The sequence below is a fragment of the Gryllotalpicola koreensis genome, from assembly GCF_039538185.1.
In the GTDB taxonomy this organism is placed as follows: Bacteria; Actinomycetota; Actinomycetes; order Actinomycetales; family Microbacteriaceae; genus Gryllotalpicola; species Gryllotalpicola koreensis.
This window is the reverse complement of the sequence record NZ_BAABBW010000001.1, coordinates 596,733-622,182: the sequence shown is the minus strand read 5'-3', so window position 1 is coordinate 622,182 and position 25,450 is coordinate 596,733. Positions and strand designations below refer to the sequence as shown.

Annotated in this window: 26 protein-coding genes and 1 tRNA gene; 18 read left to right on the top strand and 9 right to left on the bottom strand. The window is 68.8% G+C overall.

Annotated features, from left to right (window positions below; genetic code table 11):
- Positions 1–110: 110 nt before the first annotated feature.
- From ABD708_RS03015 to ABD708_RS02980, 8 genes are all read left to right on the top strand, one after another.
- Entirely contained in the window at positions 111–1,037 is a 927-nt protein-coding gene (locus ABD708_RS03015) for a nucleoside hydrolase (RefSeq protein ID WP_344751798.1), read from the top strand.
- A gap of 17 nt (positions 1,038–1,054) precedes the next feature.
- The gene (locus ABD708_RS03010; protein ID WP_344751797.1) at positions 1,055–2,803 is read left to right on the top strand and encodes a DUF5605 domain-containing protein; all 1,749 of its coding nucleotides are present in this window, start codon (positions 1,055–1,057) and stop codon (positions 2,801–2,803) included.
- Positions 2,804–2,882: 79 nt separating this feature from the next.
- Entirely contained in the window at positions 2,883–3,785 is a 903-nt protein-coding gene (locus ABD708_RS03005; protein ID WP_344751796.1) for a transketolase, read from the top strand.
- Positions 3,782–4,741, top strand: coding sequence for a transketolase family protein (locus ABD708_RS03000; RefSeq protein ID WP_344751795.1), 960 nt, complete (start codon positions 3,782–3,784; stop codon positions 4,739–4,741). Before ABD708_RS03005 ends, ABD708_RS03000 begins: the two co-directional genes overlap by 4 nt.
- Positions 4,738–6,234, top strand: a complete 1,497-nt coding sequence (locus tag ABD708_RS02995; RefSeq protein WP_344751794.1) for an FGGY family carbohydrate kinase — start codon at positions 4,738–4,740, stop codon at positions 6,232–6,234. The genes ABD708_RS03000 and ABD708_RS02995 overlap by 4 nt, the downstream gene beginning before the upstream one ends.
- The gene (locus ABD708_RS02990; RefSeq protein ID WP_344751793.1) at positions 6,231–7,211 is read left to right on the top strand and encodes a sugar phosphate isomerase/epimerase family protein; all 981 of its coding nucleotides are present in this window, start codon (positions 6,231–6,233) and stop codon (positions 7,209–7,211) included. The genes ABD708_RS02995 and ABD708_RS02990 overlap by 4 nt, the downstream gene beginning before the upstream one ends.
- Before the next feature lie 32 nt (positions 7,212–7,243).
- Complete coding sequence (locus ABD708_RS02985; RefSeq protein ID WP_344751792.1) at positions 7,244–8,281, top strand: sugar-binding transcriptional regulator; 1,038 nt, start codon at positions 7,244–7,246, stop codon at positions 8,279–8,281.
- Positions 8,278–8,739 carry a 6,7-dimethyl-8-ribityllumazine synthase gene (locus ABD708_RS02980; RefSeq protein WP_344751791.1) on the top strand — a complete coding sequence of 154 codons (462 nt, stop codon included), beginning with the start codon at positions 8,278–8,280 and terminating at the stop codon, positions 8,737–8,739. Before ABD708_RS02985 ends, ABD708_RS02980 begins: the two co-directional genes overlap by 4 nt.
- 55 nt (positions 8,740–8,794) lie before the next feature.
- On the opposite strand, the gene ABD708_RS02975 is transcribed toward ABD708_RS02980, so the two are convergent.
- A complete protein-coding gene (locus ABD708_RS02975) occupies positions 8,795–9,925 on the bottom strand; it encodes a serine hydrolase domain-containing protein (protein ID WP_344751790.1) in 1,131 nt (376 codons plus the stop codon).
- A 162-nt stretch (positions 9,926–10,087) separates the two neighbouring features.
- Positions 10,088–10,171 (bottom strand) — tRNA-Leu (locus ABD708_RS02970).
- 157 nt (positions 10,172–10,328) lie between these two features.
- Here ABD708_RS02970 and ABD708_RS02965 point away from each other — a divergent pair.
- The 7 genes from ABD708_RS02965 to pknB are packed head-to-tail and all read left to right on the top strand — an operon-like array spanning position 10,329 to position 19,376.
- Entirely contained in the window at positions 10,329–11,021 is a 693-nt protein-coding gene (locus ABD708_RS02965; RefSeq protein ID WP_344751789.1) for an FHA domain-containing protein, read from the top strand.
- Complete coding sequence (locus ABD708_RS02960) at positions 11,018–11,698, top strand: FHA domain-containing protein FhaB/FipA (RefSeq protein WP_344751788.1); 681 nt, start codon at positions 11,018–11,020, stop codon at positions 11,696–11,698. Before ABD708_RS02965 ends, ABD708_RS02960 begins: the two co-directional genes overlap by 4 nt.
- Positions 11,699–11,703: 5 nt before the next feature.
- Complete coding sequence (locus ABD708_RS02955) at positions 11,704–12,945, top strand: PP2C family protein-serine/threonine phosphatase (RefSeq protein ID WP_344751787.1); 1,242 nt, start codon at positions 11,704–11,706, stop codon at positions 12,943–12,945.
- On the top strand, positions 12,935–14,371 hold the full coding sequence (locus ABD708_RS02950; protein ID WP_425553235.1) for an FtsW/RodA/SpoVE family cell cycle protein: 1,437 nt from the start codon (positions 12,935–12,937) through the stop codon (positions 14,369–14,371). Before ABD708_RS02955 ends, ABD708_RS02950 begins: the two co-directional genes overlap by 11 nt.
- Entirely contained in the window at positions 14,368–15,825 is a 1,458-nt protein-coding gene (locus ABD708_RS02945) for a peptidoglycan D,D-transpeptidase FtsI family protein (RefSeq protein WP_344751786.1), read from the top strand. The genes ABD708_RS02950 and ABD708_RS02945 overlap by 4 nt, the downstream gene beginning before the upstream one ends.
- Positions 15,822–17,606 carry a protein kinase domain-containing protein gene (locus ABD708_RS02940; RefSeq protein WP_344751785.1) on the top strand — a complete coding sequence of 595 codons (1,785 nt, stop codon included), beginning with the start codon at positions 15,822–15,824 and terminating at the stop codon, positions 17,604–17,606. The genes ABD708_RS02945 and ABD708_RS02940 overlap by 4 nt, the downstream gene beginning before the upstream one ends.
- A 42-nt stretch (positions 17,607–17,648) precedes the next feature.
- Entirely contained in the window at positions 17,649–19,376 is a 1,728-nt protein-coding gene (gene pknB, locus ABD708_RS02935) for a Stk1 family PASTA domain-containing Ser/Thr kinase (protein WP_344751784.1), read from the top strand.
- A gap of 34 nt (positions 19,377–19,410) precedes the next feature.
- Here the strand turns inward: pknB and ABD708_RS02930 are convergent, their stop codons facing one another.
- The 3 genes from ABD708_RS02930 to ABD708_RS02920 all read right to left on the bottom strand — a co-directional run bounded on the left by ABD708_RS02930 (position 19,411) and on the right by ABD708_RS02920 (position 21,078).
- Positions 19,411–20,067: an anthranilate synthase component II gene (locus ABD708_RS02930; RefSeq protein WP_344751783.1), complete on the bottom strand. Its 657-nt coding sequence runs from the start codon at positions 20,065–20,067 to the stop codon at positions 19,411–19,413.
- Positions 20,064–20,225, bottom strand: a complete 162-nt coding sequence (locus tag ABD708_RS02925; RefSeq protein ID WP_344751782.1) for a hypothetical protein — start codon at positions 20,223–20,225, stop codon at positions 20,064–20,066. The genes ABD708_RS02930 and ABD708_RS02925 overlap by 4 nt, the downstream gene beginning before the upstream one ends.
- A gap of 67 nt (positions 20,226–20,292) precedes the next feature.
- Positions 20,293–21,078: a class E sortase gene (locus ABD708_RS02920; protein WP_344751781.1), complete on the bottom strand. Its 786-nt coding sequence runs from the start codon at positions 21,076–21,078 to the stop codon at positions 20,293–20,295.
- A 41-nt stretch (positions 21,079–21,119) separates the two neighbouring features.
- On the opposite strand from ABD708_RS02920, the gene ABD708_RS02915 reads away from it, so the two are divergent.
- The gene (locus ABD708_RS02915) at positions 21,120–21,362 is read left to right on the top strand and encodes a cell division protein CrgA (protein ID WP_344751780.1); all 243 of its coding nucleotides are present in this window, start codon (positions 21,120–21,122) and stop codon (positions 21,360–21,362) included.
- A gap of 122 nt (positions 21,363–21,484) precedes the next feature.
- On the opposite strand, the gene ABD708_RS02910 is transcribed toward ABD708_RS02915, so the two are convergent.
- Positions 21,485–22,360, bottom strand: coding sequence for a rhomboid family intramembrane serine protease (locus ABD708_RS02910; RefSeq protein WP_344751779.1), 876 nt, complete (start codon positions 22,358–22,360; stop codon positions 21,485–21,487).
- 25 nt (positions 22,361–22,385) lie between these two features.
- Entirely contained in the window at positions 22,386–22,925 is a 540-nt protein-coding gene (locus ABD708_RS02905) for a peptidylprolyl isomerase (protein ID WP_344751778.1), read from the bottom strand.
- A 115-nt stretch (positions 22,926–23,040) separates the two neighbouring features.
- Between ABD708_RS02905 and ABD708_RS02900 the strand changes: the two genes are divergently transcribed.
- The gene (locus ABD708_RS02900; RefSeq protein ID WP_344751777.1) at positions 23,041–23,568 is read left to right on the top strand and encodes a hypothetical protein; all 528 of its coding nucleotides are present in this window, start codon (positions 23,041–23,043) and stop codon (positions 23,566–23,568) included.
- Between the two features lie 59 nt (positions 23,569–23,627).
- Here ABD708_RS02900 and ABD708_RS02895 read toward each other — a convergent pair whose 3' ends face one another.
- Entirely contained in the window at positions 23,628–24,050 is a 423-nt protein-coding gene (locus tag ABD708_RS02895) for an NUDIX hydrolase (protein WP_344751776.1), read from the bottom strand.
- 32 nt (positions 24,051–24,082) lie between these two features.
- On the opposite strand from ABD708_RS02895, the gene ABD708_RS02890 reads away from it, so the two are divergent.
- Entirely contained in the window at positions 24,083–25,009 is a 927-nt protein-coding gene (locus ABD708_RS02890; RefSeq protein ID WP_344751775.1) for an alpha/beta hydrolase fold domain-containing protein, read from the top strand.
- 21 nt (positions 25,010–25,030) lie between these two features.
- Here the strand turns inward: ABD708_RS02890 and ABD708_RS02885 are convergent, their stop codons facing one another.
- Positions 25,031–25,429, bottom strand: a complete 399-nt coding sequence (locus ABD708_RS02885) for a PPOX class F420-dependent oxidoreductase (protein WP_344751774.1) — start codon at positions 25,427–25,429, stop codon at positions 25,031–25,033.
- Between the last annotated feature and the right edge of the window lie 21 nt (positions 25,430–25,450).

Here is a 25,450-nt window from a genome sequence, read left to right as displayed (position 1 = left end):
GGCGACTGAAAGTACCACAAATGCCGAGTGGTTACCCGGTTTTTGCATTATCAGTCGCTGACGAATCAGTATGCGGCATACTGGGTGGATCACACCAGGCAAGGAGGCCTATGCGCCCGCGATATCGCGTCGTCATCGACAACGACTTCTCCGGCGACCCCGACGATCTCTTCCAACTCGCCCACCACGTGCTGAGCGGCTCGGTCGAGATCCCCTTCGTGATCGGCTCGCACCTCGCGCCGGGCGATGTCTTCGACCCCTCCAGCCATCAGGCGGACAATGCCGCCGCAGCCGCACGGCGGCTCCTCGCCCTCATGGGGCGAGACATCCCGGTCTATGCCGGCAGCAACACCGGGCTGCCGGACCCAGAAACCCCGATCCGCAACGCCGCCGTCGACGCGCTCATCCACGAAGCGCTCAGGACGGACACCGAGCTCCCGCTGTTCGTCGCGCTCGGCGCGGGCCTGACGGAGCTCGCCAGCGCTGTACTTCTCGAGCCGCGCATCGCCTCCCGCCTCACGGCGATCTGGATCGGCGGCCCTGAGCACCGCGGCCTCGGACTGCCCTTTCCGCTCCCCGACCACCTCGAGTACAACCTCGCGATCGACATCCCTGCGGCCCGGGTCGTCTTCAACGAATCCCAGATCTCGATCTGGCAGGTGCCGCGCAGCACCTACCGCCAGGCGTTGGTCTCGCGCGCCGAGCTCGAGCGGCGCGTGCGCCCCCTCGGGCCGCTCGGCGAATTCCTGGCCGACGCGGTCGACGACCTCGCCGCGAGAGCCGAGGCGGGCGGGCTCGCGATCGGCGAGACCTATTGCCTCGGCGATCAGCCCCTCGTCCTGCTGACCGCGCTGCACACCGCTTTCGAGCCGGATGCCGCGTCCAGCCACTACGACGTCATACCGACTCCCCTGCTCTCGCCCGACGGGTGGTACCGGGAGCGCGCAGACGGGCGGCCGATGCGCGTGTACACCCGACTCGACACGAGGCTGATGTTCGAGGACATGTTCGCGAAGTTCGCCCTCTTTCAGGGCTGATCACTCAGGGAGAGCTTGTGGGATACACCAAAGACGCCACCGTCGGGGCGGTCGCCGGCAACGCGGCCGCCCGCGCCGTGATCGAGCGCTACCTGCCCGACGCGTTCGACTCGCCGCTGCTGCAGTATCTGCCGCTGATGCCGATCGCGTCCATCACCGGCGGCGCGCTCTTCCTCGGCCAGACCCCCGAGGACCTCGAGCCGATGTGGTCGGAGCTCGCCGCCCTCGACACCGGCGCGCCCGTGCCGCCCCCGGCGCAGCCCCCTGCCCGACCGGAGCTCATCGACGACGGCGGCACGCGCACACCGCCCGCCGTCACGGCGCTCGGCCGTTTCGAACAGTGGGGCGTCATCGAGATCACGCTCCGTGGCCCCGCCGACGGGAATCCGTACACCGCGGTCGACCTGCACGCCGTCTTCACGCAGGAGGGGGCCGCGCCGATCAGGGTAGGCGGTTTCTACGACGGTGACGGCGTCTATCGCGTGCGCTTCCACCCGCCCGCGGCGGGACGGTGGCGATTCAGCACACGCTCCAACGCCGCGTCGCTGGATGCGCTGGAGGGCGAGTTCGACGCGGCTCCCGCCTCAGGGGACAACCACGGCCCGGTGCAGGTGGCCGAGACCTTCCACTTCGCCCACCGCGACGGCACCCGATTCACCCCGATCGGAACGACCGCATACGCCTGGACGCACCAGGGCGAAGCGCTCGAGACGAAGACCCTGAAGACCCTTGGCGAGAGCGCGTTCCGCAAGGTCCGCATGTGCGTCTTTCCGAAGTCATACCTCTTCAACACGGAGGAGCCCCCGCGCTACCCGTACCAGCGGGATGACACGGGATGGGACTTCTCCCGCTTCGATCCGGAGTTCTTCCGGCATCTCGAGCGGCGCATCCTCGACCTCCAGGATCTCGGGATCGAGGCGGATCTCATCCTGTTCCACGCGTACGACCGCTGGGGCTTCTCGCAGATGCCGCAGTGGGCCGACGACCTCTACCTGCGCTATCTCGTTCGCCGACTCGGCGCATTCCGGTCCGTGTGGTGGTCGCTGGCCAATGAGTACGACCTGCTGCGAACGAAGACGGAGGCGGATTGGGAGCGCTTCGCCGCCATCATCGCCTCCGAGGATCACGTGGGCCATCTCACCTCGATCCACAACTGCTTCGGGTTCTACGACCACTCTCGCCCGTGGGTGACCCACTGCAGCATCCAGCGCATCGACGTGTACCGCACCGCCGAGAACACGGACGAGTGGCGGCAGGAGTACGGGAAGCCCGTCGTCATCGACGAATGCGCCTACGAGGGCGACATCGATCAGGGCTGGGGCAACATCGGCGGCCGCGAGCTCGTCCGACGGGCGTGGGAAGGCGCCATTCGCGGCGGCTACGTCACGCACGGCGAGACCTACTACAACGACCGCGAGGAGCTCTGGTGGTCCAAAGGCGGCGAACTCGTCGGTGAATCCCCCGCGCGCTTCGCTTTCCTCGCACGCATCCTGGCGGAGGCGCCCCACGGCGTGCTCGAGCCCCTGCCGAGCGACTGGGACGTGCGCTGGGCCGGCACAGACGACCACCGCATCGCCTACTTCGGTTTCGGCCGACCCCGCTTCCGCACGATCGCGACGCCCCCGGACAGCACGTGGGATGTCGACCTCATCGACACCTGGAACATGACCGTCGAGCCGCTGCCCGAGCCTCAGAAGGGCCGCTTCACGGTGAGCCTGCCTGGCCGGGAGTTCATGGCGATCCGGCTGCGGCGACGAACCGCGTGATGCAATTTTGCATGTAAAGTTGACGATGAATATAAATGACTTCTGCGTTGTGGCAGAAGGATGACCGAAGGAAAAGCAGATGACCGAGCAGTCTGCGCATCAATTGCGCACCGCCCCCGCGCAGCGAGCGGAATGGCTGGCCGCGCGGCAGGCGATCGCCGTCGCGGACCCATCCGAGCGTGACCAGATCCTCCACAGGTGGGCCACACGCACCCGGCGCTCCGTCGTGTCGATGATCGACGCCGCACGACAGGGGCACATCGGCGGCGACTTCTCGGTCACCGACATCCTCACCACCGCCTATCTCGTCGCCCTCGACGTGGATCCGGCCCAGCCCCGGGCAGAGCACCGCGACCGGTTCATCCTTTCCAAGGGCCACTGCGCCGCCGCGCTCTACTCGACGCTCGCCTTCGCCGGGTTCTTCGACCCGGGCGAGCTGTCGACGTTCATGAAGCCGTTGTCCCCCCTCAACGGCCACCCGAATCGCAACAAGGTCCCGGGCGTTGAGACCAACACCGGCCCGCTCGGGCACGGCGTCCCCGTCGCCGTCGGCGCCGCGATCGGAGCGAAGCTGAAGGGCGAGAGCGGGCGCGTCATCGTGGTGACGGGCGACGGCGAACTGCAAGAGGGCTCGAACTGGGAGGCGTTCATGACGGCCGCGCAGTACGGCCTCGACAACCTCACGGTGGTCGTCGACCGCAACCGCCTGCAGCAGGGCGCCCGCACCGAGGAGACCAACCACCTCGACCCCCTCGATGACAAGTTCGCCGCCTTCGGGTGGAACGTCGAACAGATCGACGGCCACCACTACGGCCAGCTCGCCGATGCGCTCACGCGCCCGTCCGGCGGCGGCCGCCCGCATGCGGTCATCGCGAACACCGTCAAGGGCAAAGGCGTGTCCTTCATCGAGGACCGCGTCGAGTGGCACCACAAGGTGCCGAGCGCCGAGCAAGTGAAACAGGCACTGGAGGAGCTGGTATGACGACCGAAGCCGTGGCCGTGTCGAGCGAGGTCTACGACAACCGCGTCGCCTTCGCCGACGAGCTCATCGAGCTCGCCGAGCACGACGATCGCGTCGTCGCCGTCTGCAACGATTCCGTCGGCTCGAGCAACCTCGTCGGATTCCGCGACCGGTTCCCCGATCGGCTCATCAACGTCGGCATCGCCGAGCAGGACATGGTGGGCGTCGGCGCGGGTCTCGCGAACGCGGGGATGATCCCGTTCGTGTGCGGCGCCGCGCCGTTCCTGACGGGCCGCTCGCTCGAGCAGATCAAAGCGGACGTGGCGTACAGCCAGCTGCCGGTGATCCTGTGCGGCATGAGCCCGGGGGTCGCATATGGCGAGCTGGGCCCCACGCACCACTCGATCGAGGACCTGTCGTGGCTACGGGCTCTGCCCGGTCTCGACATCGTGATCCCGGCCGACCGCGCACAGACGCGGCAGGCGGTACGCCAGGCGGTCGAGCACCCCCGCCCGACCTTCATCCGCGTCGGCCGCTTCAAAGTGCCGGATCTGCCGCAACAGGTGCTCGAGCGCGGCCGCTTCCAGACGATGCGCGACGGTGTGGACGTCACCATCATCGCCGCCGGCACCGCCGTCTCCCGCGCCCTCGCGGCAGCCGAGCGGCTGGAGGGCGACGGGTTCAGCGCCCGCGTGCTGAACGCCGCCTACCTGAACCCGCTCGACGAGGCCGCGATCGCGGCGGCGGCGAACGAGACCCGCGCGATCGTCACCGCCGAAGAGGCGAATGTCTCCGGCGGCCTCGGCGCGGCCGTCGCCCGCATCGTTCTCGAGCAGCCGGCCCCGGCCCGCGTGCCGGTGGAGATGCTGGGATTCCGCGACTTCGCTCCCACCGGATCCGCCGGCTTCCTCCTGGAGCTCGCCGAGCTGACCGAGGCCGGCATCGCCCGCGCCGCACTGAACGCACTCCAGCGATGACCGCACGCGGCGCCGTGGTCGCCATCGACCAGGGAACGAGCTCGAGCAAGGGCGTCGCCGTGGCCGAGAACGGCACGGTGCTCGCTCGAGCGCGCGCGGATCTCGGGCAGCGCACCCCCCGGCCCGGGTGGGTTGAGCAGGACCCCGAGGCCATCCTCGACGGCGTGCGGCAGGTTCTCGCCGAGGTGAGCGCGCAGGCCGGCGTCGCGATCGCGGCGGTCGGGCTGAGCACTCAGCGGGAGTCCGCGATGGCCTGGGATACCACGACGGGCGCGCCGCTGTCTGCGGTGATCGGCTGGCAGGACCGCCGCACCGCGGAGGCCGCCGTCCGGCTCGGCGAGGATGCGGAACGCCTCGTGCGCGGCCGATCCGGCCTGCCGCTTGACCCGATGTTCTCCGCGCTCAAGTTCGCGTGGATCCTCGACGACATCGACCCGGACCGCACGCAGGCGCGAGCCGGCCGGGTGACACTCGGGACCGTGGACGCCTGGCTCGCCTTCCGCCTCGCCGGCGTGCGCCGCATCGAGCGCGGCAATGCGAGTCGCACCCAGCTCGCCGATGTGCGCAGCGGCGAGTGGAGCGACGAGCTGCTCGAGCTGTTCGATGTGCCCCGTGCGGCGCTTCCCGACATCGTCGCGTCCGACGCGCCGGGTGCGACCATCCCGGCCGACGGCGCCGCCACGCTGCCGCTGGCCGGCGTGCTCGGCGACTCGCATGCCGCACTCTTCGGCCATGGCTGTCGCGCACCGGGCGCGGTCAAGGCGACGTACGGCACCGGCTCCAGTGTGATGGGACTGTCGGATGCCGCGATCTCGGGTGTCGCCGAGACGATCGCCTGGGACATCCGCGGCTCCATCGCGCACGCGTTCGAGGGGAACATCCTCGCCACGGGCGCTGCCGTGGTGTGGCTCGCCGAGCTGCTCGGCCTCCGGCCCGAGGAGCTCGCCGATCTCGCTCGCGACGCCGACGACGGGGCTGTCGACCTCGTGCCCGCATTCGCGGGGCTCGCCGCACCGTGGTGGGATCCCGGCGCGGTCGGCACGATCAGCGGCCTCACCCTCGGCACCACTCGGGCTCAGCTGGCGCGTGCCGCGCTGGAATCCGTCGCCCTGCAGATCGAGGATGTGCTGTCCGCCGTCGAGGCGGCCGGGGCGGCGCGAATCAGCAAGATCCACGTCGACGGCGGCCCGAGCGACAACGACTGGCTGATGCAGCGCCAGGCCGAGCTGAGCGGCCGCACCGTCGTTCGCCCGGCCGACAGCGCCCGCTCGGTGCTCGGCGCCGCCTGGCTCGCCGGCGCCGCCCGGGGCGTCTGGGACTACGACACCGCACCCTGGCAGGAGAGCGCGACCGAGTTCGGCCCGCAAGACGACGACGGGCGGCGCGCGGCGCGGCGGCGGCGGTGGCACGACGCGGTCGCGCGGGCACGGCTTCGTCCGGGCGCAAGCGCGCCCTCGGCATCCACCCAGACAGAAAGGACCATCGAACGATGAGCACCCAGCGATACGGCGCCGGCATCTGGCACTTCGCGACCTATGTCGACCGCTATGCGACCGACGGCTACGGCGACCCGCGCACGATCCTCGACGCGATCGAGTTGGCCGGCCAGGTGGGCGACATCTCCGTCGTGGACCTCAACTACCCCTTCTTCGGCGGCGACTTCAGCAACGAGCAAGTGGGCGACGCGCTCGCGAAGCAGGGCCTCGGCGTCATCGGGATCACCCCCGAGATCTACACCCGCACCTTCGCGAAGGGCTCCTTCACCAATCCGGACCCCGGCGTGCGCCGGCTGGCGCACGAACTCGTGACCGAGGCGGCGAGAGTCGTCCGGCACTTCGGGGCGGACTACGTGAAGCTGTGGCCGGGGCAGGACGGCTGGGACTACCCGTTCCAGGTCGATCACGGGGCCCTGTGGAAGCTCTCCCTCGACGGAGTGGGGCAGCTCGCGGAGGAGAACCCGGATCTCAAGTTCGTCATCGAGTACAAGCCGCGCGAGCCCCGCGTCCACATGAGTTTCGACTCGGTGGCGCGGACGCTGCTCGGCATCGAGCGAATCGGGCTCCCCAATGTGGGAATCCTGCTCGACTTCGGGCACGCGCTTTTCGGCGGTGAGAGCCCGGCCGACTCTGCCCAGCTGGCCATCGACTACGGGCGGCTGTTCGGCATGGACGTCAACGACAACCTCCGATCGTGGGACGACGACATGGTCGCGGGCACCGTCCACCCCATCGAGCTCTTCGAGTTCTTCGTGACCCTGCGCCGCAACGGGTGGGAGGGCGTCTGGCAGCTCGACCAGTTCCCGTTCCGCGAGGACAGCGTCGTGGCCGCGCGATCCGCCATCGACTTCCTCAAGCGCGTCGAGCGCGGGCTCGATCGCCTCGATCTGTCGGCCCTGGCCGCGGCGCAGGACCGGCAGGATGCCATGGCGGCGCTCGCCCTGGCGCAGCGGGCGCTGTTCGGCGGAGAGTGAAAGGGGCCGTCAGACGTCGCTATGGTTTCAGCATGAGTCGCGCCGAGTCCGCTAGGAAGCCGGCCGCGTTCGCCGACGATCGCCTGTCTCTCGTGACCAAGGTCGCCAAGCTCTACCACGAGTCGCACCTGCGCCAGCCGGAGATCTCCGAACGGCTCAACCTCTCGCAATCACGCGTCTCGCGACTCCTGAAGCAGGCCGTCGACGAGGGCATCGTGCGCACCGTCGTCGTCTCGCCGGAGGGGCTCTACAGCGACCTCGAGCAGGCGCTGGCCGATCGTTATGGCCTGATCGACGTCGCCGTCGCGGACGTGCTGGTGCAGGATGAGCCGTCGTTGCTGGCCGCTCTCGGGGCGACTGCGGCCGCCTATCTGCAGGACACGCTGAACGAGCACGAGCGTCTCGGGATCTCCTCGTGGTCAGCGAGTCTTCTCGCAACCGTGAACTCGATGTCCCCGCCGGCGACCGTGAGGCTCGCGAGCGAGGTGGTCCAGGTCCTCGGAGGGGTCGGTCGGCCCGACGTACAGGTGCAGGCCACCCATCTCACCGATCAGCTCGCCCGGGTCACCGGCGGCGTGCCCAAGTTCTTCCCCGCGCCGGGCATCGTGGGCTCCTCCGCGGCGCGGAGCGTGCTGATGGACGACCGTTACCTGGGCTCCCTCTCCACGGAGTGGGTGAATCTGACGACGGTGCTCGCGGGTATCGGCGCACTGTTGCCATCGCCCCTGCTCGCCTCGTCGGGCAACGCCGTCGACTCGAGCGAGACGGCCTTCCTCGAAGGGGCCGGAGCCGTCGGCGACGTCTGCCTGCGCTTCTTCGATGAGCGCGGCGATCCGGTGGCCACAGAATTGGACGACCGCATCCTCGGCATCAGCCGAGAGGCACTGCTGGGCGTTCCCCGGCGCATCGGAGTGGCTGGCGGCGAACGGAAGTACGCCGCCATCCGAGGAGCGGTCCTCGGCGGCTGGGTCAACATCCTGGTCACCGATAAGGACACGGCGGTGAAGCTCTTGGAAGAACCAGCTGACGAGCAGGACCCTGAGGCCCGCGCAGAGGGGAGCACGACATGACCACAGTTTTGACCCGGGTCGCGATCGTCGCGGCACAGTGGCATCACGAGATCGTCGACGAGGCGGTCGCCGAGTTCGTCGATCGGCTGACCGGCTCAGGCGAGTTCACCGTCGATGTGTACCGCGTACCCGGTGCGTTCGAGATCCCGTTCCACGTGAAGCGCCTCGCCGCACGCGGCGGCTACGCGGCCATCGCGGCATCCGCCCTCGTCGTCGACGGTGGCATCTACCGGCACGAATACGTGGCAGGAGCCGTGATCGACGCGCTGATGCGCGTGCAGCTCGAGAGCGACGTTCCCGTCTTCTCAGGCGTCCTCACGCCGCACCAGTTCCACGAGCATGCCGAGCACCTCGCGTACTTCCGACGCCACCTGCGCGTCAAAGGCGGGGAGCTGGCGGATGCCGTGACAGCCACGCTCGCGAGCCTGAACACCATCTCGCAGGAGCCCCCCGCGTGATGCCGACGCAGGCCTGACGGGTGAGCGCGCTCTGATACGTGCCGATCGCCGCGGACTACCAGACGATCTCACCGATGCGGCGCGCGATCTCGATCGCGCGCGGATCGCCACCGCCCGGCCAGGGGCCGCGGGCGACGGTGTAGCCGAAGGCGACGCCGGTGTCAGGGTCCACACACGCCACGGCGCCGAACGCGCCGTCGTGCCCGAAGCTGTGAGGTCCGCCCCAGCTGAACTGCTTGCTCGGCTTCTGGAAGACGATGGCGTGCGCGCGATCGCGCTGATCGAGCACCTCGTCATAGCCCCGGACCTGCTGCTGCCCCACCGTCGCGACCATCTCGGGACTGAGCAGCGGCGCTCGCCCGTCAAGTCCTGTGACGCTTGCCGCCAGAACGGCGGCCACACCGCGCGCCGAGGCGATGGCAGAACCGGCAGCGTGACCGAAGCGCCATAGTCGCGCGTCGTTCATGTTCAGGTCCCCGCCAGGCTTGGGCGCGAACAGCCACGACTGCGTCGCATGGAAGGGCCGCGCCCCGCTTTGACCCACAGGAGGGATGAGCGGCAGATGGTCCACGCGCCGGTGTTCGAGCTCCGCCGGCAGGCCGAGGTAGAAGTCGGCGCCGAGCGGCCTGCGGATCTCGCTCTCGTAGAACTCCTGAAGCGTTTTCCCGGTGACGCGGAAGATCAGCTCAGAGGCGAGGTTCGCGATCGTGATCGCGTGATAGCCGAAGGCAGAGCCCGGGCGCCAGAGCGGAACGGTCGCTGCCAGCCGCTCCGCGGCGCGATGATCATCGAGCAGCTCGTCCCAACTCAACCGAGGCACGGCCTCGGGAAGCCCGGCTTGATGTGACAGGAGCTGCCGCACCGTGACGTCGGCCTTTCCCGCCTGGGCGAACTCCGGCCAATACGACGCCACGGTGGCATTCAGATCAAGCTGCCCGCGCTCCACCAGCAGCGCGATGGAGACCCCGATGGTGTTCTTGGACACCGACATCGGCACGATCAGCGACTCGGAGCCCAGGTGCGGGCCACCCCACGCGTCGAGGACGAGGTTCCCCCCGACATACGCCGCGATCTGGAACGAGAAGTCCGGATCGGCCGCAAGATAGCCGTCCAACTTCTCGACAATGTCGGCCAGGCGATCATCGGCCCGCCCGCGGGCCACCCCGGTCAGCTCTGAAATGGTCACAATCCTCCTCGACTGATTGTGAATAACCAATCATTGCTGAAAATAAATGTCAAACCTTGCATGCGCCCACCCACGCCCGGCACCAAGCCTCGTACACGAAAAAGGCCGGGCCTCCGATATCGGAGGCCCGGCCTTCAACGATGTCCTGGGACATCACACTCGTGCGCGAGGGGGGAGTTGAACCCCCACGCCCTCACGGGCACACGGACCTGAACCGTGCGCGTCTGCCTATTCCGCCACTCGCGCAGTGTTGCCGCTCTTGTGGAACGTCAACCTCACGAAGATAACACGGGGCCGCTGGGAGTTCCTATTCGGGCGCCCCGTCAGAGACGAAGGGCGAACCTCGCCCTCTAGGATGCAACGAAGACCGGACAGACAGCACTGACCCGACCGGAGAGAGAACGTGGGCTTCCTGGACAACATCGAGAAGGGGCTGGAGCGCGCCGTCAACGGCGCCTTCGCACGCACCTTCCGGTCCGGCCTGCAACCGGTCGAGCTCACGAGCGCGCTGCGCCGCGAGATGGACACCAAGGCGGCGGTGGTCGCCCGCGACCGCATCCTCACCCCGAACTCGTTCACGCTGCGGCTCTCGCCCGCCGACTACAAGCGCATGCGCGGCATGGGCGACACGCTCACCGACGAGCTGACGAGCTTCGTGACGAAGCACGCGAAGTCGCAGCGCTATCAGTTCGCCGGCGCGGTGTCGATCGATCTCGCGAGCGACGACCAGCTCACGACGGGCGTGCTCGAGATCGAATCCGGCAACGTCAAGCAGGACGTCTCGTGGACCCCGGTCGTCGACGTCAACGGCGCGCGCCATCAGCTGCGGCACGCCCGCACGGTCATCGGCCGGGGCAGCGAGGCCGACATCACGGTGGATGACGACGGCATCAGCCGCCGCCATCTCGAGATCGCGTGGGACGGCACCCGCGGCGAGGCCCGCGACCTCGGCTCGACGAACGGCACCAAGCTCAACGGCGAGCCCCTCGGCCGCGCGGTGCTCGAGCCGGGCGACCTCATCACGGCCGGCCGCACCCGCATCGTCTTTAACGTGGTGCCGCGCGCCGAGGTGCACCGGGCGGGTGGTCGCGCGTGAACCCGAGCTCCCTCACCCTGCTGCTGCTGCGCATCGCGTTCCTCATCATCCTGTGGGTGTTCGTCTTCGTGATCGTCTACGCCCTGCGCGGCGACCTCTTCGGCACCAGGGCGAAGAAGCTGCCGGATGCCGCAGCGAGCGCCCAGGCATCCCATGCCCCCTCCACCCCGCCCGCGGCCGCCGCACCCGCTTCGCCGCCTGCCTCGACGCCCGGGGCCGCGTTCCCGGCCGCCCCTCAACCGCCGCCCGCTGCCGCCGCACCGGAGGAACTCGGCCACGGCGACGAGAGCCCCCTCGCGGGCCTCGCCATCGACCGCACCGGTTCGGTGCCCGTGGTGCCGGGCGGCAACGGCGCGAACGGCAAGCGCAGCCACGCGACCGTCTTCAACGCGTCGAAGCTCGTCATCACGGGCGGCCCGCGCACCGGCGTGGAGTACGAGCTCACAGCTGAGCCGCTCACCATCGGCCGCTCGAGCGAGTCGGGCCTCGTGATCCGCGACGACTACACGAGCACCCACCACGCCCGCCTGATGCTGTGGAACAACGAGTGGATGCTGCAGGACCTTGACTCCACGAACGGCACCTTCCTCGACGGCGAGCGCGTGACCGCACCCACGCAGGTGCCGCTCGACACGCCGATCAAGGTCGGCATGACGACCTTCGAGCTGCGGCGGTGACCCTGGTGGCGTCCAACACACGGGGCGCCGCGGTCAGCAACGTCGGCCGGGTGCGCAGCAACAACCAGGACTCGGGCTACGCGGGCCACGACCTGTTCCTGGTCGCCGACGGCATGGGCGGCCATGCGGGCGGCGATGTCGCGAGCGCGATCGCGACCAATCACATCAAGAAGGTCGACCGCGAGTACGACGATCCAGAGGTCGCTCGCGAAGCGCTCAAGGCGGCGTTGCTCGAGGCGAACGCCGCGCTCGCAGACACCGTCTACGACCATCCGGAGCTCACCGGCATGGGCACGACCGTCAGCGCGTTCATCCGCGTCGGCGACTACGTCGCGCTCGCGCACATCGGCGACAGCCGCATCTACCTCTGGCGCGACGGCGAGCTGAGCCAGATCTCCACCGACCACACCTTCGTGCAGCGGCTCGTCGACACCGGCCGCATCACGGAAGAAGAGGCAGCGGTGCATCCGCGGCGCAGCGTGCTCATGCGCGTGCTCGGCGACGTCGACGCGAACCCCGACGTGGACTCCTGGATCCTCGAGACCAAACCAGGGGACCGGTGGATGCTGTGCAGCGACGGCCTCTCGGGCGTGGTCAAGCCCGAGCTGATGGCGCGCATCCTCGCGAGCCCCGCCTCGCCCAAGACCGTCGCCGACCGGCTGCTCAAGGCGAGCCTCGACGGCGGCGCCCCCGACAACGTCACCGTCATCGTCGTCGACATCGACCGCGGCGACCAGCCCCACGAGCCGGTTACGGTGGGCTCGGCCGCCGCGCCGATCTCGCACGTCACCGAGCCGTCGCGCCCGCGCCCCGCGCGCCTGCCGCTGCCCTCCCTGCTGCTGCACCCGACCCGCCCGGTGCAGGTGCCGACGCACTTCGAGCCGCAGACCGAGGACTACCTCGGCGAGCTCATCGAAGAGGACGAGCGCCGGCACCGCCGCCGCCGCGCGTTCTGGATCAGCTTCGCCGTCATCGCCGCGCTCGTGCTCGCGCTCATCGGCGTCGTCGGCTACCGCTGGACCCAGACGCACTACTTCGTCGGCATCGCGCCGGACGGCAACGTCGCGATCTTCCAGGGCGTGCAGCAGTCGATCGGCCCGTGGCACCTCTCGCACATCTATCGCGAGACCCAGATCTCGGCCGACGACCTCACGCAGTTCGAGCGCCAGCAGCTGCGTCAGACCACCAGCCCGGCCGGCCTCCCCGAGGCCGAGCGCATCGTGAGGCAGCTGAGCAATGGCGGCTGAGTCCAACGCGGCCCCCGCCCGCAGCGCGGCCCCGCGCACCGGCTTCGTCACGACGATGACGAGCGTGGTGCCGCGCATCCGGATGCCCCGCCGGCTGCGCAACCTCGAGCTAGGCCTCCTCGTGTTCGCCTTCGCGATCGTCGTCGCGGCCGAGGTGCTGGTGCAGCTCGGCGCCAACGGGCGCATCGATGGCTCGCTCGCCTTCTTCGGCATCGCGCTCGGGGTGCTCGTCTTCGGCGTGCATGTCGCGCTGCGCGTCACGGCGCCCGACGCCGACCCGTTCATCCTGCCGATCGCGACGCTGCTCAACGGCATCGGCATCGCGATGATCTACCGCATCGACATCCACTACGGCAGGAGCGGCTGGGATGCGGCATCCGTTCGCCAGATCGTGTGGGCGGCGTTCGCGATCATCTGCGCGCTCGCCGTGCTCGTCTTCGTGCGCAATCATCGCGCCCTGCAGCGCTACACCTATCTCAGCGGTCTGATCTCCGTCGTGCTCGTCTTCATTCCGCTGCTGCCTGTCATCGGCACGGCGAACGAGTCGGCGAAGGTGTGGATCCAGCTCGGCCCGCTCAACTTCCAGCCCGGCGAGATCGCGAAGATCACGCTGGCGATCTTCTTCGCCGGCTACCTCGTGCAGCGCCGCGACTCGCTCGCCGCCGTCGGCACGCGCATTCTCGGCGTGACCTTCCCGCGCGTGCGCGACCTCGGCCCCATCGCGGTGCTGTGGGTGCTCACCCTGCTCGTCATCCTCTTCGAGCGCGACCTCGGCACCGGCCTGCTCTACTTCGGCCTGTTCGTCGCGATGATCTACGTCGCGACGGGGCGCACCAGCTGGGCGCTGCTCGGCATCGTCGCTCTGGTCGGCGGGGCGTGGGCGGTCGACGGCCTGTCGAGCGCGATCCCGAAGCTCGGCTACGTGCACGGCCGCTTCGAGAACTGGCTGCACCCGTTCGCGAACGCCCAGTTCGGATCGTCGGGGGGCAGCTACCAGCTCGTGCAGGGCCTGTTCGGCCTGGCCCACGGCGGCCTCGTCGGCACCGGTCTCGGGCAGGGCCAGCCGTACATCACACCCGTCGCCGACAGCGATTACATCTTCGCAAGCCTCGGCGAGGAACTCGGCCTGATCGGCGTCTTCGCGCTGCTGGCGCTGTACATGATCTTCGTCGCCCGCGCCTTCCGCATCGGCTTCGCCAGCGAGGACGACTTCGGCAAGCTGCTCGCCATCGGCCTCGGCTTCGTCGTCGCGCTGCAGACCTTCGTCGTGATCGGCGGCATCACCCGCGTCATCCCCGTGACCGGCCTCACCGCCCCCTTCCTCGCGGCGGGCGGCTCGTCGCTCGTCGCCAACTGGATCATCGTGGCGCTGCTCCTGCGCCTGTCCGACACGGTCCGCAACCAGCCGAGAGCGGTGTCCTCATGAATCGCGAGCTCAGACGCCTCAGCCTCGTCGTGCTGCTGATGTTCATCGCCCTGTTCGTGGCGTCGAGCACCATCCAGGTCGGCTTCGCCGACCAGCTCAACGCCGACAGTCGCAACACCCGCGCCGTCAACGACGCCTACAACGTGCAGCGCGGCTCGATCATCGTGGGCGGCAAGCCGATCGTGCAGTCGACCCCGACCTCCGATCGCTTCAAGTGGCAGCGCACCTACAGCGAGGGCCCGCTGTACTCGGCGGTCACCGGCTACCTCGCCGTCAACGGCTCGGCGACGGGCATCGAGGGCGCCATGAACCAGCAGCTCTCCGGCACCTCGAACGCGGACTTCTTCACCAGGGTGAAGAACGTCATCACCGGCAAGCACCCGCAGGGAAACTCGGTCGAACTCACCATCGACCCCGTCGCGCAGCGGGCGGCATACGAGGCCCTCGGCAACAAGCAGGGCGCGGTCGTCGTCGAGGAGCCCAGCACGGGGAAGATCCTGGCTCTCGTGTCGACCCCGTCGTTCGACCCGAACCAGCTCGCGGTGCACGACAACGCGACGTACCTGGCGAATTACAACAGACTGAAGGATGCCGAGGGCGACCCCCTCGTCAACAAGGCGATCACCGACCTGAACCCCCCGGGGTCCACCTTCAAGCCGGTCGTCAGCTCGGCCGCCTTCGAGACGGGCAAGTTCACGCCCAACAGCGAGCTGCCGAACCCCTCGGGCCTGCAGCTGCCGGGCAGCTCTCTCGTGATCCACAACGACACGGGCGCGGCGTGCCAGGGCGACAATGGCGGCAACGTCTCGATCCTCAACGCGCAGGTGTGGAGCTGCAACATCCCGTTCGCGCAGCTCGGGGCGAAGCTCGGCAGCTCGACCATCAAGAGTCAGGCGGAGGCGTTCGGCTTCAACCATGAGTTCTCGATCCCCATGCCGGTCTCCGTGAGCAAGTACCCGGGCTACGACGACCAGGCCGAGCTGATGCAGAGCGCGTTCGGGCAGCAGAGCGACCTGGCGACCGCGCTGCAGATCTGCATGGATTCCGCAGGCATCGCCAACGACGGGGTCGTCATGCAGCCGAACCTCGTGCAGTCGGTCATCACACCCGACCTCGACCGTCAGCAGGAGTTCCAGAAGCAGGAGTTCGGGCGCGCGACCAGCGCCCAGACGGCGCAGACCGTTACGCAGATGATGGTGAAGGGCGTCGATCAGGGCACCGGAACCAATGCGAAGATAAGTGGGGTCAGTGTGGCGGGCAAGACCGGCACGGCGCAGAACGGCGACAACCAGCCTTACACGCTCTGGTTCACCGGCTTCGCCCCTGCTGACGATCCGAAGTTCGCCGTCGCGGTGGTCGTCGAGGACGGCGGCGGGCTCGGTCAGAGCGGCAGCGGCAATTCCGTTGCGGCTCCGATCGCACGACAGGTACTTGAGGCGGTGCTGAACAAATGAGACCTTCCACGGGGCTCACTTTCGGTGGGCGATACCAGCTGCAGTCGAGGATCGCCATCGGCGGCATGGGCGAGGTCTGGCAGGCCACCGACCAGGTGATCGGCCGCACCGTGGCCATCAAGATCCTCAAGGACGAGTACCTCGGCGACCCGGCCTTCCTCGAGCGCTTCCGCACCGAGGCGCGGCATGCGGCGCTCGTCAACCACGAGGGCATCGCCAACGTCTTCGACTACGGCGAGGAGGACGGCAGCGCCTTCCTCGTGATGGAGCTCGTGCCGGGCGAAGCGCTCTCGTCGATCCTCGAGCGCGAAGGCCACCTCTCCGCCGATCGCACCCTCGACATCGTCGCCCAGACGGCTTCAGCGCTGCAGGCCGCGCACGCGGCCGGTCTTGTGCACCGTGACATCAAGCCGGGCAACCTGCTGATCACGCCGGAGGGCCGGGTCAAGATCACCGACTTCGGCATCGCCCGCGTCGCCGACCAGGTGCCGCTCACCGCGACCGGCCAGGTCATGGGCACCGTGCAGTACCTCTCGCCCGAGCAGGCGAGCGGCCACCCGGCATCCCCCGCCACCGATATCTACTCGCTCGGCATCGTCGCCTACGAGTGCGTGGCCGGCCGCCGGCCGTTCACCGGCGAGTCGCAGGTCGCGATCGCGATGGCGCAGATCAACGAGGCGCCGCCGGAGCTGCCGACCACGGTGCCCGAGCCGGTGCGCAACCTCATCATGGCGTCGATCGCCAAGAACCCCAGCGACCGCCCGGCCTCGGCTGCGCACCTCGCCCGCGCCGCCCAGTCGCTGCGCCGCGGCGACGTCGCGAGCGCGGCCGCTGCCGTACCGGCGGTGCTGGGGGGAACGCCGCTCACCATGGCGACGCAGCTGATGCCGACCGGCACCGGCGCACCCACCTCGGCGACGACCGTCTACCCGACCGCCGAAGCGCTCGCGACCTCGGCCACCCCGACCGCCCGTGCGGAGGCCGCCCGCCAGACCAAGAAGCGCAGCCCGTGGACGATCCCGTTGATCGTGCTCATCGTGCTGCTCGTCGGAGCCCTGGTCTGGTCGCTGATCAACTTCCTCGGCGGCGGGAACTCGAGCGCGCCGCAGACCACGCACACGACCACCCACGAGACGCCGCACAACACGCCGACGGAGACGAGCCCGCCGCCCACGGCCGACAGCGGCTACATCGACCCGAACGACTACGTGGGCCTCACGCAGGACGCGGCGACGCAGAAGCTGCACTCGCTGGGCTGGGCGAACGTGACCGCCGACACCTCGAAGCACGCGACCGATGCCGACACCGTCGGCCAGGTCTACGACATCGACCCGACGCAGCAGGTACCGCACGACCTGCAGATCACCCTGTACGTCTACGGCGCGCTGGTGCAGCCCAGCCCTCCGGCCGCCGCGCCCACCGTGCAGAGCATGTCGCCGAGCGGCCCGCCGGCCACCCCGGGCACGCAGGTGACCTTCGCGTTCGGCAACGACTCGTGCCCGTCCGGCCAGACGCTCACCGGCCGCCGCCTGTACGTGAACGGCACGCAGGTGCAGCAGGTCGACGGCTCGACGCCGACCGCGCAGTGGACCGCGTCGAGCAGCAATGCCGGCTCATCGGTCACGGTCACCTACGCGATCCAGTGCGCGGGCGCGAACTGGTCGGGTCAGTCGCCCGCACTCTCCGTGCCGGTCGCCGCAGCATCGACGCCGACCTCGTCTCCGACGCCGACTTCCAACGGTGAAGGCGACGGCACCAACGGCACGGCCCCGACCGATTGAGTTCAGCAGGACCCCACCTTACGGTTGCTAACCTGTCGCCCAATGAGCACTGAGGAACTCGCGGTCACACCCGACACCCGTCGGGTGATCGCCGGGCGCTACCAGGTCGGCGAGCTGCTCGGCCGCGGCGGCATGTCCGACGTGTTCAAGGGCATCGACAGCCGCCTCGGCCGCACCGTCGCGATCAAGCTGCTCAAGCCCCAGCTCGCGACGGATCCGGCGTTCCGCACCCGCTTCCGGCAGGAGGCGCAGGCCGCGGCCCGCATGGCCCACCCCACTATCGTCCGGGTGTTCGACGCCGGCGAAGACACCGTGCGCGAGGCGAACGGCACCGAGGTGCAGGCGCCCTTCATCATCATGGAGTTCGTCGACGGCGCTCCGCTCGACGAGCTCGTGGCCCGCGGCCAGATCGACCCCGTCCACGCGATCCGCATCGCCGACGGCATCCTCACCGCCCTCGAGTACTCGCACCGCGCGGGGGTCGTGCACCGCGACATCAAGCCGGCGAACGTAATGATCACCCGCCAGGGCCAGGTGAAGGTGATGGACTTCGGCATCGCCCGCGCCATCACCGAGACCTCGGCATCGCTGTCTCAGACCACGGCGATCCTGGGCACGGCCAACTACTTCTCCCCGGAGCAGGCGAAGGGCGAGCAGGTGGATGCCCGCACCGACCTCTACTCGACCGGGGTCGTGCTCTTCGAGATGCTCACCGGCCGCCCGCCCTTCTCGGGTGAGACGCCGGTCGCCGTGGCCTACCAGCACATCAGCGAGATCCCCGCGAAGCCGTCGAGCATCAACCCGCGGGTCTCCCCCGCGCTCGATGCCGTGCTGCGGAAGGCACTGCAGAAGGACCGCTTCGAGCGCTACCAGACGGCGGCCGAGTTCCGTGCAGATCTCGAGACCGCGGCGCAGGGCAAGGTGCCGCGTGCCCCCAGGCATCCGGACCGCTCCGATGCGCTGTTCGGGCCGCCGCCCGCGCAGGTGTCGAAGGCCGAGGCGACCATCCGCCAGCTGGCCGATGACACCGCTCAACCCCGCACGCAGAGCCGGCCCCCGGCGCTGTGGATCATCGCCGGGGTCATCCTCGTCATGTCCGTCCTCTCGGGGCTGCTCATCTGGGTGTTCGAGCACAATCCGAGCGAGGTGATCAGCGCATCGTCGGCCACGGTGCCGTCCGTCGAGAACGACAGCCTCGCCCAGGCGCAGCAGGCGATCAAGGAGGCGCACCTCAAGATCGTGGTCGAATACGAGGCCTCGGCCGACGTGCCCAAGGGCGCCGTCACGCGCACCGACCCGGCCGCCGGCTTCGTCACGACCCGCAACACCCAAGTGACCGTGTGGGTCTCCTCTGGGGCGCCGACGATCCAGGTCCCGAACGTGGTCGATATGAACGACAAAGACGCACAGAAGAAGCTCACCGATCTCGGCTTCAAGATCGGCTATGTCCATCAGCAGGACGATCAGAGCAAGCCCGCCGGCACGGTGCTCTCGACCGACCCGGCCGCCAACACGGCCGCTCACAAGGGCGACACGATCAACCTCACCGAGTCGAACGGGCTCGTGCAGGTCCCCGACGTCACCAGGCAGCCGATCCAGCAGGCGCAGACCGCGCTCACCGCGCTCGGGCTCAATGTGCAGCCGCCCCAGTCAGACCCCAGCTGCCCCGTGCAGCCGGGCACGCCCGTGTCGAAGCAGTCGATCGTCGGCGATCAGCCGCAGGGCGCGTCGATCACGATCTACTACTGCCTCGGCAGCGCGAACGGCTGACCCCGGCCGGCCGTGGACGGCGGCCGCGCGAAGCCTAGGAGGCCTTGAGCAGCGGGTCGAGCCCGGCGGCCCGCTCCCGCGCCCCGATGAGTCCCGCCGCCTCGAGCCAGTTCCCCAGCATGCGGTAGCCGTCTTCCGTCAGCACGGATTCCGGGTGGAACTGCACACCCCAGATCGGCGCGCTCACGTGCCGCAGGCCCATGATCACCCCGCCGTGCGTCTGCTCGGTGGCCTGGGTACGGGCCGTCACGACGAGCTCGGGCGGCACTGTTCCGTCGACGACGGCGAGCGAGTGGTAGCGGGTGGCCGTGAACGGCTGCCGCACCCCGGCCCAGAACGGGTCGTCGTCGTGCGCGACGAGCGAGGTCTTGCCGTGCATCAGCTCTTCCGCATTGGTGACGATCGCCCCGAAGGCCTCGGCGATGGCCTGGTGCCCGAGGCACACCCCGAGCAGCGGCGTTCCCGCCTCAAGCGCAGCGCGCACCATCGCGATCGACACCCCCGCGTCGGCGGGTGTTCCCGGCCCCGGTGAGACGAGCACGGCGTCGAAGCCAGCGAGCTCGGCCGCAGCATCCGCCTCATCGAACACGTCGTTGCGCACGACCACCGTCTCGGCGCCGAGCTCCTGCAGGTACCCGTTCAGCGTGTAGACGAAGCTGTCGTAGTTGTCGATGACGAGCACGCGGGTCACGTGCCCACCGTACCCTGCTGGTTCTTGTTCAGAACGCCGTCGATGAGCGGGAAGACCCACTCGAAGAGCACGAACAGCACCGCGGCGAGCAGCGCCAGCACGATGATGAGGCGCAGCCACCACGGGCCGGGCAGAACACGCCAGAGCGCGGCATACATCAGTACCCCTCTCGCGGCGCCGGTCCCCGCCCGGCGCCGCCCGTGAATCGCCGTACACGCCGCCGATTCACTGGCCCACCTCCGAGGCGATGGCGGCAGGTGGCGTCTTCGAGAACGACTCGAGCACGGCATACGAGATGAGCCGCTCGACGGTGTGATACGGCGGGTTGCAGGTCGTCATGGTGAGCAGGCGATCGGATGCCTGCACGCCCTGCTGCTTCGGAACGGGGTCGAGCACCGCCACCTCGTTCGGCTGCACGTACTGGTAGTTGCGGAACGCGTAGGTGTAGAAGCCGTCCTTGGTCTGCACGTAGATCTTGTCGCCGAGGCGCAGGTTCTGCATGTGCAGGAAGGAGCTGCCGTAGCCCGTGTCGTGCGCGGCCACCGCGAAGTTGCCGACCGCGCCGGGCATGCCCGTGTCGGCATAGTGGCCGATGCCCGCCTGCGAGCTGTTCAGCACATCGAGCCCGGTGCCTTCGCGGATGGTCCGCTTCCAATCGATGCCGAACCGCGGCACGTACATCACCGCGATCGTCTGCCGGTTCGCCGGCTGGCTTTCCACAGGGATGTCAGCGCGAGGACCGACGGATGCCCCACCCTCGGCGGCGCCGCTCGGGCTCGGCGAGCCGCCCGTCGCGGGCCCCGACTGCTCGAGCCACTGTTTGCCGAGCTGCGCCGCCGCGCCGTTCTGCTGGCCGTTCAGCACCCAGCTGTTGAAGAAGTTCTGCCAGCCGATGAAGAGCAGCACCAGCACTCCGGCGGTGAGCAGAAGCTCGCCGGCGACGCCGAGGAACGAGATGCGAACCCGCGGCTTCGCGGGCGTCGTCGCGCTCTCGGGGTTCGGTCGGCTCACGCGGGTGAGTCTAGTCAGCTTGCCTTGTAAACTCAGGGGCTATGGCCTCAAAGACCCGTAGCAAGCTCACGCCCGAAGAGCGCGCTGCCGCACGCGAACACGCGGGGAACCCCGTCTGGTACAAGCCCCTGATGATCGGATTCATGATCGTCGGCCTGCTCTGGATCATCGTGTTCTACCTGAGCGGTGCGGCACTGCCGATCCCTGGCCTGAACTCGTGGAACATCCTGATCGGCTTCGCGATCGCCTTCGTCGGCTTCCTCATGACGACGAGGTGGAAGTAGCCCCCGGAGTCCTCCACACCTTCCGCACACTGGGGATAATTACACGGCTGTAATTATCCCCAGTGTTATTAAGACTGTGGATAACCGTGATGTTCTCCACAGCTGTGGAGAGGCTCCCCCCGTCAGCTGCGGAAGATCGCCGGGTAGACGCCGACCCCGACCACAACTATCGCGAGCACGATCAGCAACCCGATCTGCAGCGGCAACTGCGAGCGCCTGCGCGTCTCCGTGAGCACGAGACCGGCGAGCAGTCCGCCGACGAGGCCGCCCACGTGCGCCTGCCAGGCGATATTGCCGCCGAAGATCGGGAAGAACCCGATCGCCAGGTTGATCACGATGAGCACGATCAACTGCCTGATCGGGCCGCCGAGCTTGCGCTGCACGACGACGAGCGCGCCGAACATGCCGAAGATGGCGCCCGAGGCGCCGACCGCACCTGTGTACGGCGCGAGCAGCAGCATGCCGACTGACCCTGCCACACCGCTGATCAGGAAGAGGGCGAGATAGCGCCACTTCCCGATCATCGGCTCGAGGATCTGGCCGAAGATCCACAGCGTGTACATGTTCAGGGCGATGTGCAGCAGCCCCCCGTGCGCGAAGACGCTTGTCAGCAACCGCCACGGCTCGAAGGAGTAGTTGCCGAAGGTGCCTGTCGGGTACGAGTAGACCCCGGCGTACAACAGTGCATTCGTGATGTGCGAGCCGACACCGGGGATCGATTGCAGGATGTACACGAAGATGCACACGGCCATGAGCACGTAGGTCATCACGGGCTGGCCGCTGCGGCTCAGGAATCCGATTCTCCTGATCGCCTCAGGCCGCGTGCGCGGTGCGCTCGCCCGTGCCTCGCGCATGCACTCCGGGCAGATCACGCCCACGGGCGCCGGCGTCTGGCACTCACCGCAGATGGTGCGGCCGCAGCGCTGGCAGACGACGAAGCTCTGCCGGTTCGGGTGCCGGTAGCAGACGTTGGAGTCCGCCTGGGCGCCGTAGCTCATGCGGACTCCTCAGTCGACCCGTGCGTCAGACGTTCGCGATGTCGATCGACTCGATGACGACATCGTCGAGCGGGCGGTCGCGGCCGTCGGTCGGCACGGCGGCGATCTTGTCGACGACCGCGCGCGACGCGTCGTCGGCGACCTCGCCGAAGATGGTGTGCTTGCCGGTCAGCCACGTGGTCGGGTCGGTGGTGATGAAGAACTGCGAGCCGTTCGTGCCGCGGCCCATCTGCTTGCCGGCGTTCGCCATGGCGAGCAGGTACGGCTTGGTGAAGGCGAGCTCGGGGTGGATCTCGTCGTCGAACTGGTAGCCGGGGCCGCCGGTGCCGGTGCCGAGCGGGTCGCCGCCCTGGATCATGAAGTTCGGGATGACGCGGTGGAACACCACGCCCTTGTAGAGCGGCTCGTTCGAGCGCTCGCCGGTGGCCGGGTTCGCCCACTCCTGCTCGCCGGTCGAGAGGCCGATGAAGTTCTTCACGGTCTTCGGCGCGTGGTTGCCGAACAGGTTGACGAGGATGTCGCCGTAATTGGTGTGAATGGTGGCCACGGCGGTGTGAATCGACATGCGTGCAATTCTTCCACAGCGTGTGTCAATGCCCTGGTGGTGTCCTGGGGGGCAGGTGGCAAGATGGGTTGAAGTTTCGCGCACCCCGTAACCAACCCCGTGGGAGGTAAGCCCGGTGAGTACGTCTCTTTCGCTTTCGAAGAAGCGCCTCAAGGAACTCGACAAGCTCAAGGCGGAGGCGCAGCAGTTGCTCGCGCATCAGCAGGAGGTGCTCGCGCACGCCGGCGCCGTCGCGCAGCAGGCGGGCACGCAGGCTCAGCATCTCACCCGTGAGCAGCTCTACCCGCGGGTGCGCGAGGGCTACAACAGCTACGTCGTCCCCGCCGCCGAGAAAGCGGGCGATGTCGTGAACCGCACCCTCGTCCCGGCCATCGGCACCGCGCTCGGCACCGCACTCTCGGTCGCCGACGTCGCGAACGACACCCGTGTCAAGGCCGCGGTCAAGCGCCTCAAGGACACCACGGGCAAGGTCGTCGGCAAGGCGCCCGCGCCTACCAAGAAGAAGGGCGCCGGCATCGGCACCTACATCGGCATCGCGATCGGCGTCGCCGCGCTCGCGGGCGTCGCCTACGCCGTGTGGCAGACCTTCCGCACCGACGACGAGCTCTGGGTCGCCGACGAGCCGGACTCGCCCGCCGAATAGCCCCGCCCCCGCTGGTCGAGTAGCCCGCGAAGCGGGCGTATCGAGACCCCTCGGTCTCCCTATAGCTCGATCCCGGCGAATCTCAGTCCGACCTCGACGAGGCCGACGCGCTTCAGCGTCGTGACCTCGCCGAGGTCGAACCATGCCGCCTCGTCCGTCGATCCGTCGAGCTCATTGGTGAGCTCGCCGCCGACGACGCGGGCGCGGTAGACGATGCGCAGCGCCTGCAGCGGCTCGGTCGCGCCGTGGAAGCGGTGCTCGGCCGGCACGAGGTGCGAGTCGATGCCGAGCAGCTCGCCGAGCTCGGCGTGGTACCCGGTCTCTTCGAAGACCTCGCGCACCGCGGCATCCGCCGGGTCCTCATAGGGGTCGAGCCCGCCGCCCGGCAGGGTCCAACCGCTGCTGCCGTTCTCATTCCAGTGGGAGAGCAGCAGCTTGCCGTCGTCGACGATGATGCAGTACGCAGCGACCCGAAGTGCCATGTCCCGAGCCTAACTGCGGCTACTGTGCGGACATGACGGATGCCTTCACCGCCCGCCCCTCCCCGCTCCTGCGCGTCACGGCCGCCGCCGTGCGACTCCTGCGCAGCAAGCGCATCATGGTGTCCGAGCCGCGGTCGCACGCCGACATCGAGGCGTCGATCGGCAAGCCCTTCGCGACGCCCCCGCGCTCGTCGGCACGACGGCTCCTGATCTCGCAGGATCGCCTGGGGCCGCTGCGCACGACGGTGATCGAGCCGCGCGGCATCCCGCTCTCCGCCCGCCCGCTCGTCTACGTGCATGGCGGCGCCTATGTGCACCAGTTCGAGACGGCGCACTGGTGGCTGACGGACGCCCTCACACGCGATCTGCGCGTGCGCATCTTCGCCGTGGACTACACGCTCGCCCCGACCGGCACTGCGGCGCGCGGCGTCGCCGATGTCGCAGCAGCGATCACGGCGCTGACAGAGCGCGAGGGCATCACGCCGATCGTCGCCGGGGATTCCGCGGGCGGCGGTCTCGCGCTGGCCGTCGCGGCGCGGCTGCACGACACCCCGTCCGCACCGGCGCATCTCGCCCTGTTCGCCCCGTGGCTCGACGCCGGCCTGCGCAACCCGGAGGCGCAGGCACTCGAACGCCGCGACCCCAGCCTCGCCGTGCCCGGCCTGCGCATCGCCGGGCGGCTGTGGGCGAGCGAGCTCGGCATCGACCACCCCGACGTGAGCCCGCTGTTCGCCGACCCGGCGGGCCTGCCGCCCACCTCGCTCGTCGTGGGCACGCGCGACATCCTCTATCCGGATGCGCGCGACTTCGCGGCATCCGCCCGCTCCGCCGGTGTCGACGTGGCGACGTTCACCGCGTCCGACGCGTTCCACGTCTTCCCGGCAGCCACCTGGTTGCCCGAGTCGATCAGCGCGCGGGTGTGGCTGAAGCAGCGCCTCGCCGCCGCCCTGCGCGGGTGAGCAGGGCAGGCGGGCTGTTCGCTACTGCGTCGTGTAGCGCTCGATCGACATCACGAGGATGACCCGATCGGCGCTGTCCGGCGGCGGCGTCTGGTCTGCGTTGCCGTACCGCTTGCCGAGATGCACATAGAACTCGCCGCTCGGGTCGGGCACGACCTCGACCAGCTTCCCGCGCACCTCGAGGTAGTTGAACGGGTTCTCGGGGTTCATCACGGCGAAGCTCATCGCCGGGTTGTGCTGCAGGTTGCGGAACTTCTGCCGCTTGGTCGTGTGCGTGAACCGCAGCGTCTCACCGTCGAAGTCGAACCACATCGGGTTCACCTGCACGGTGTCGTCCGGGCGGATCGTGCCGAGGAATCCGTAATTCGGCTCCTCGAGCAGGTGGATGAGATGGGCAGGGATGACGTCGGCTGCGCTCATGCTCTCATTCAATCAACGGAT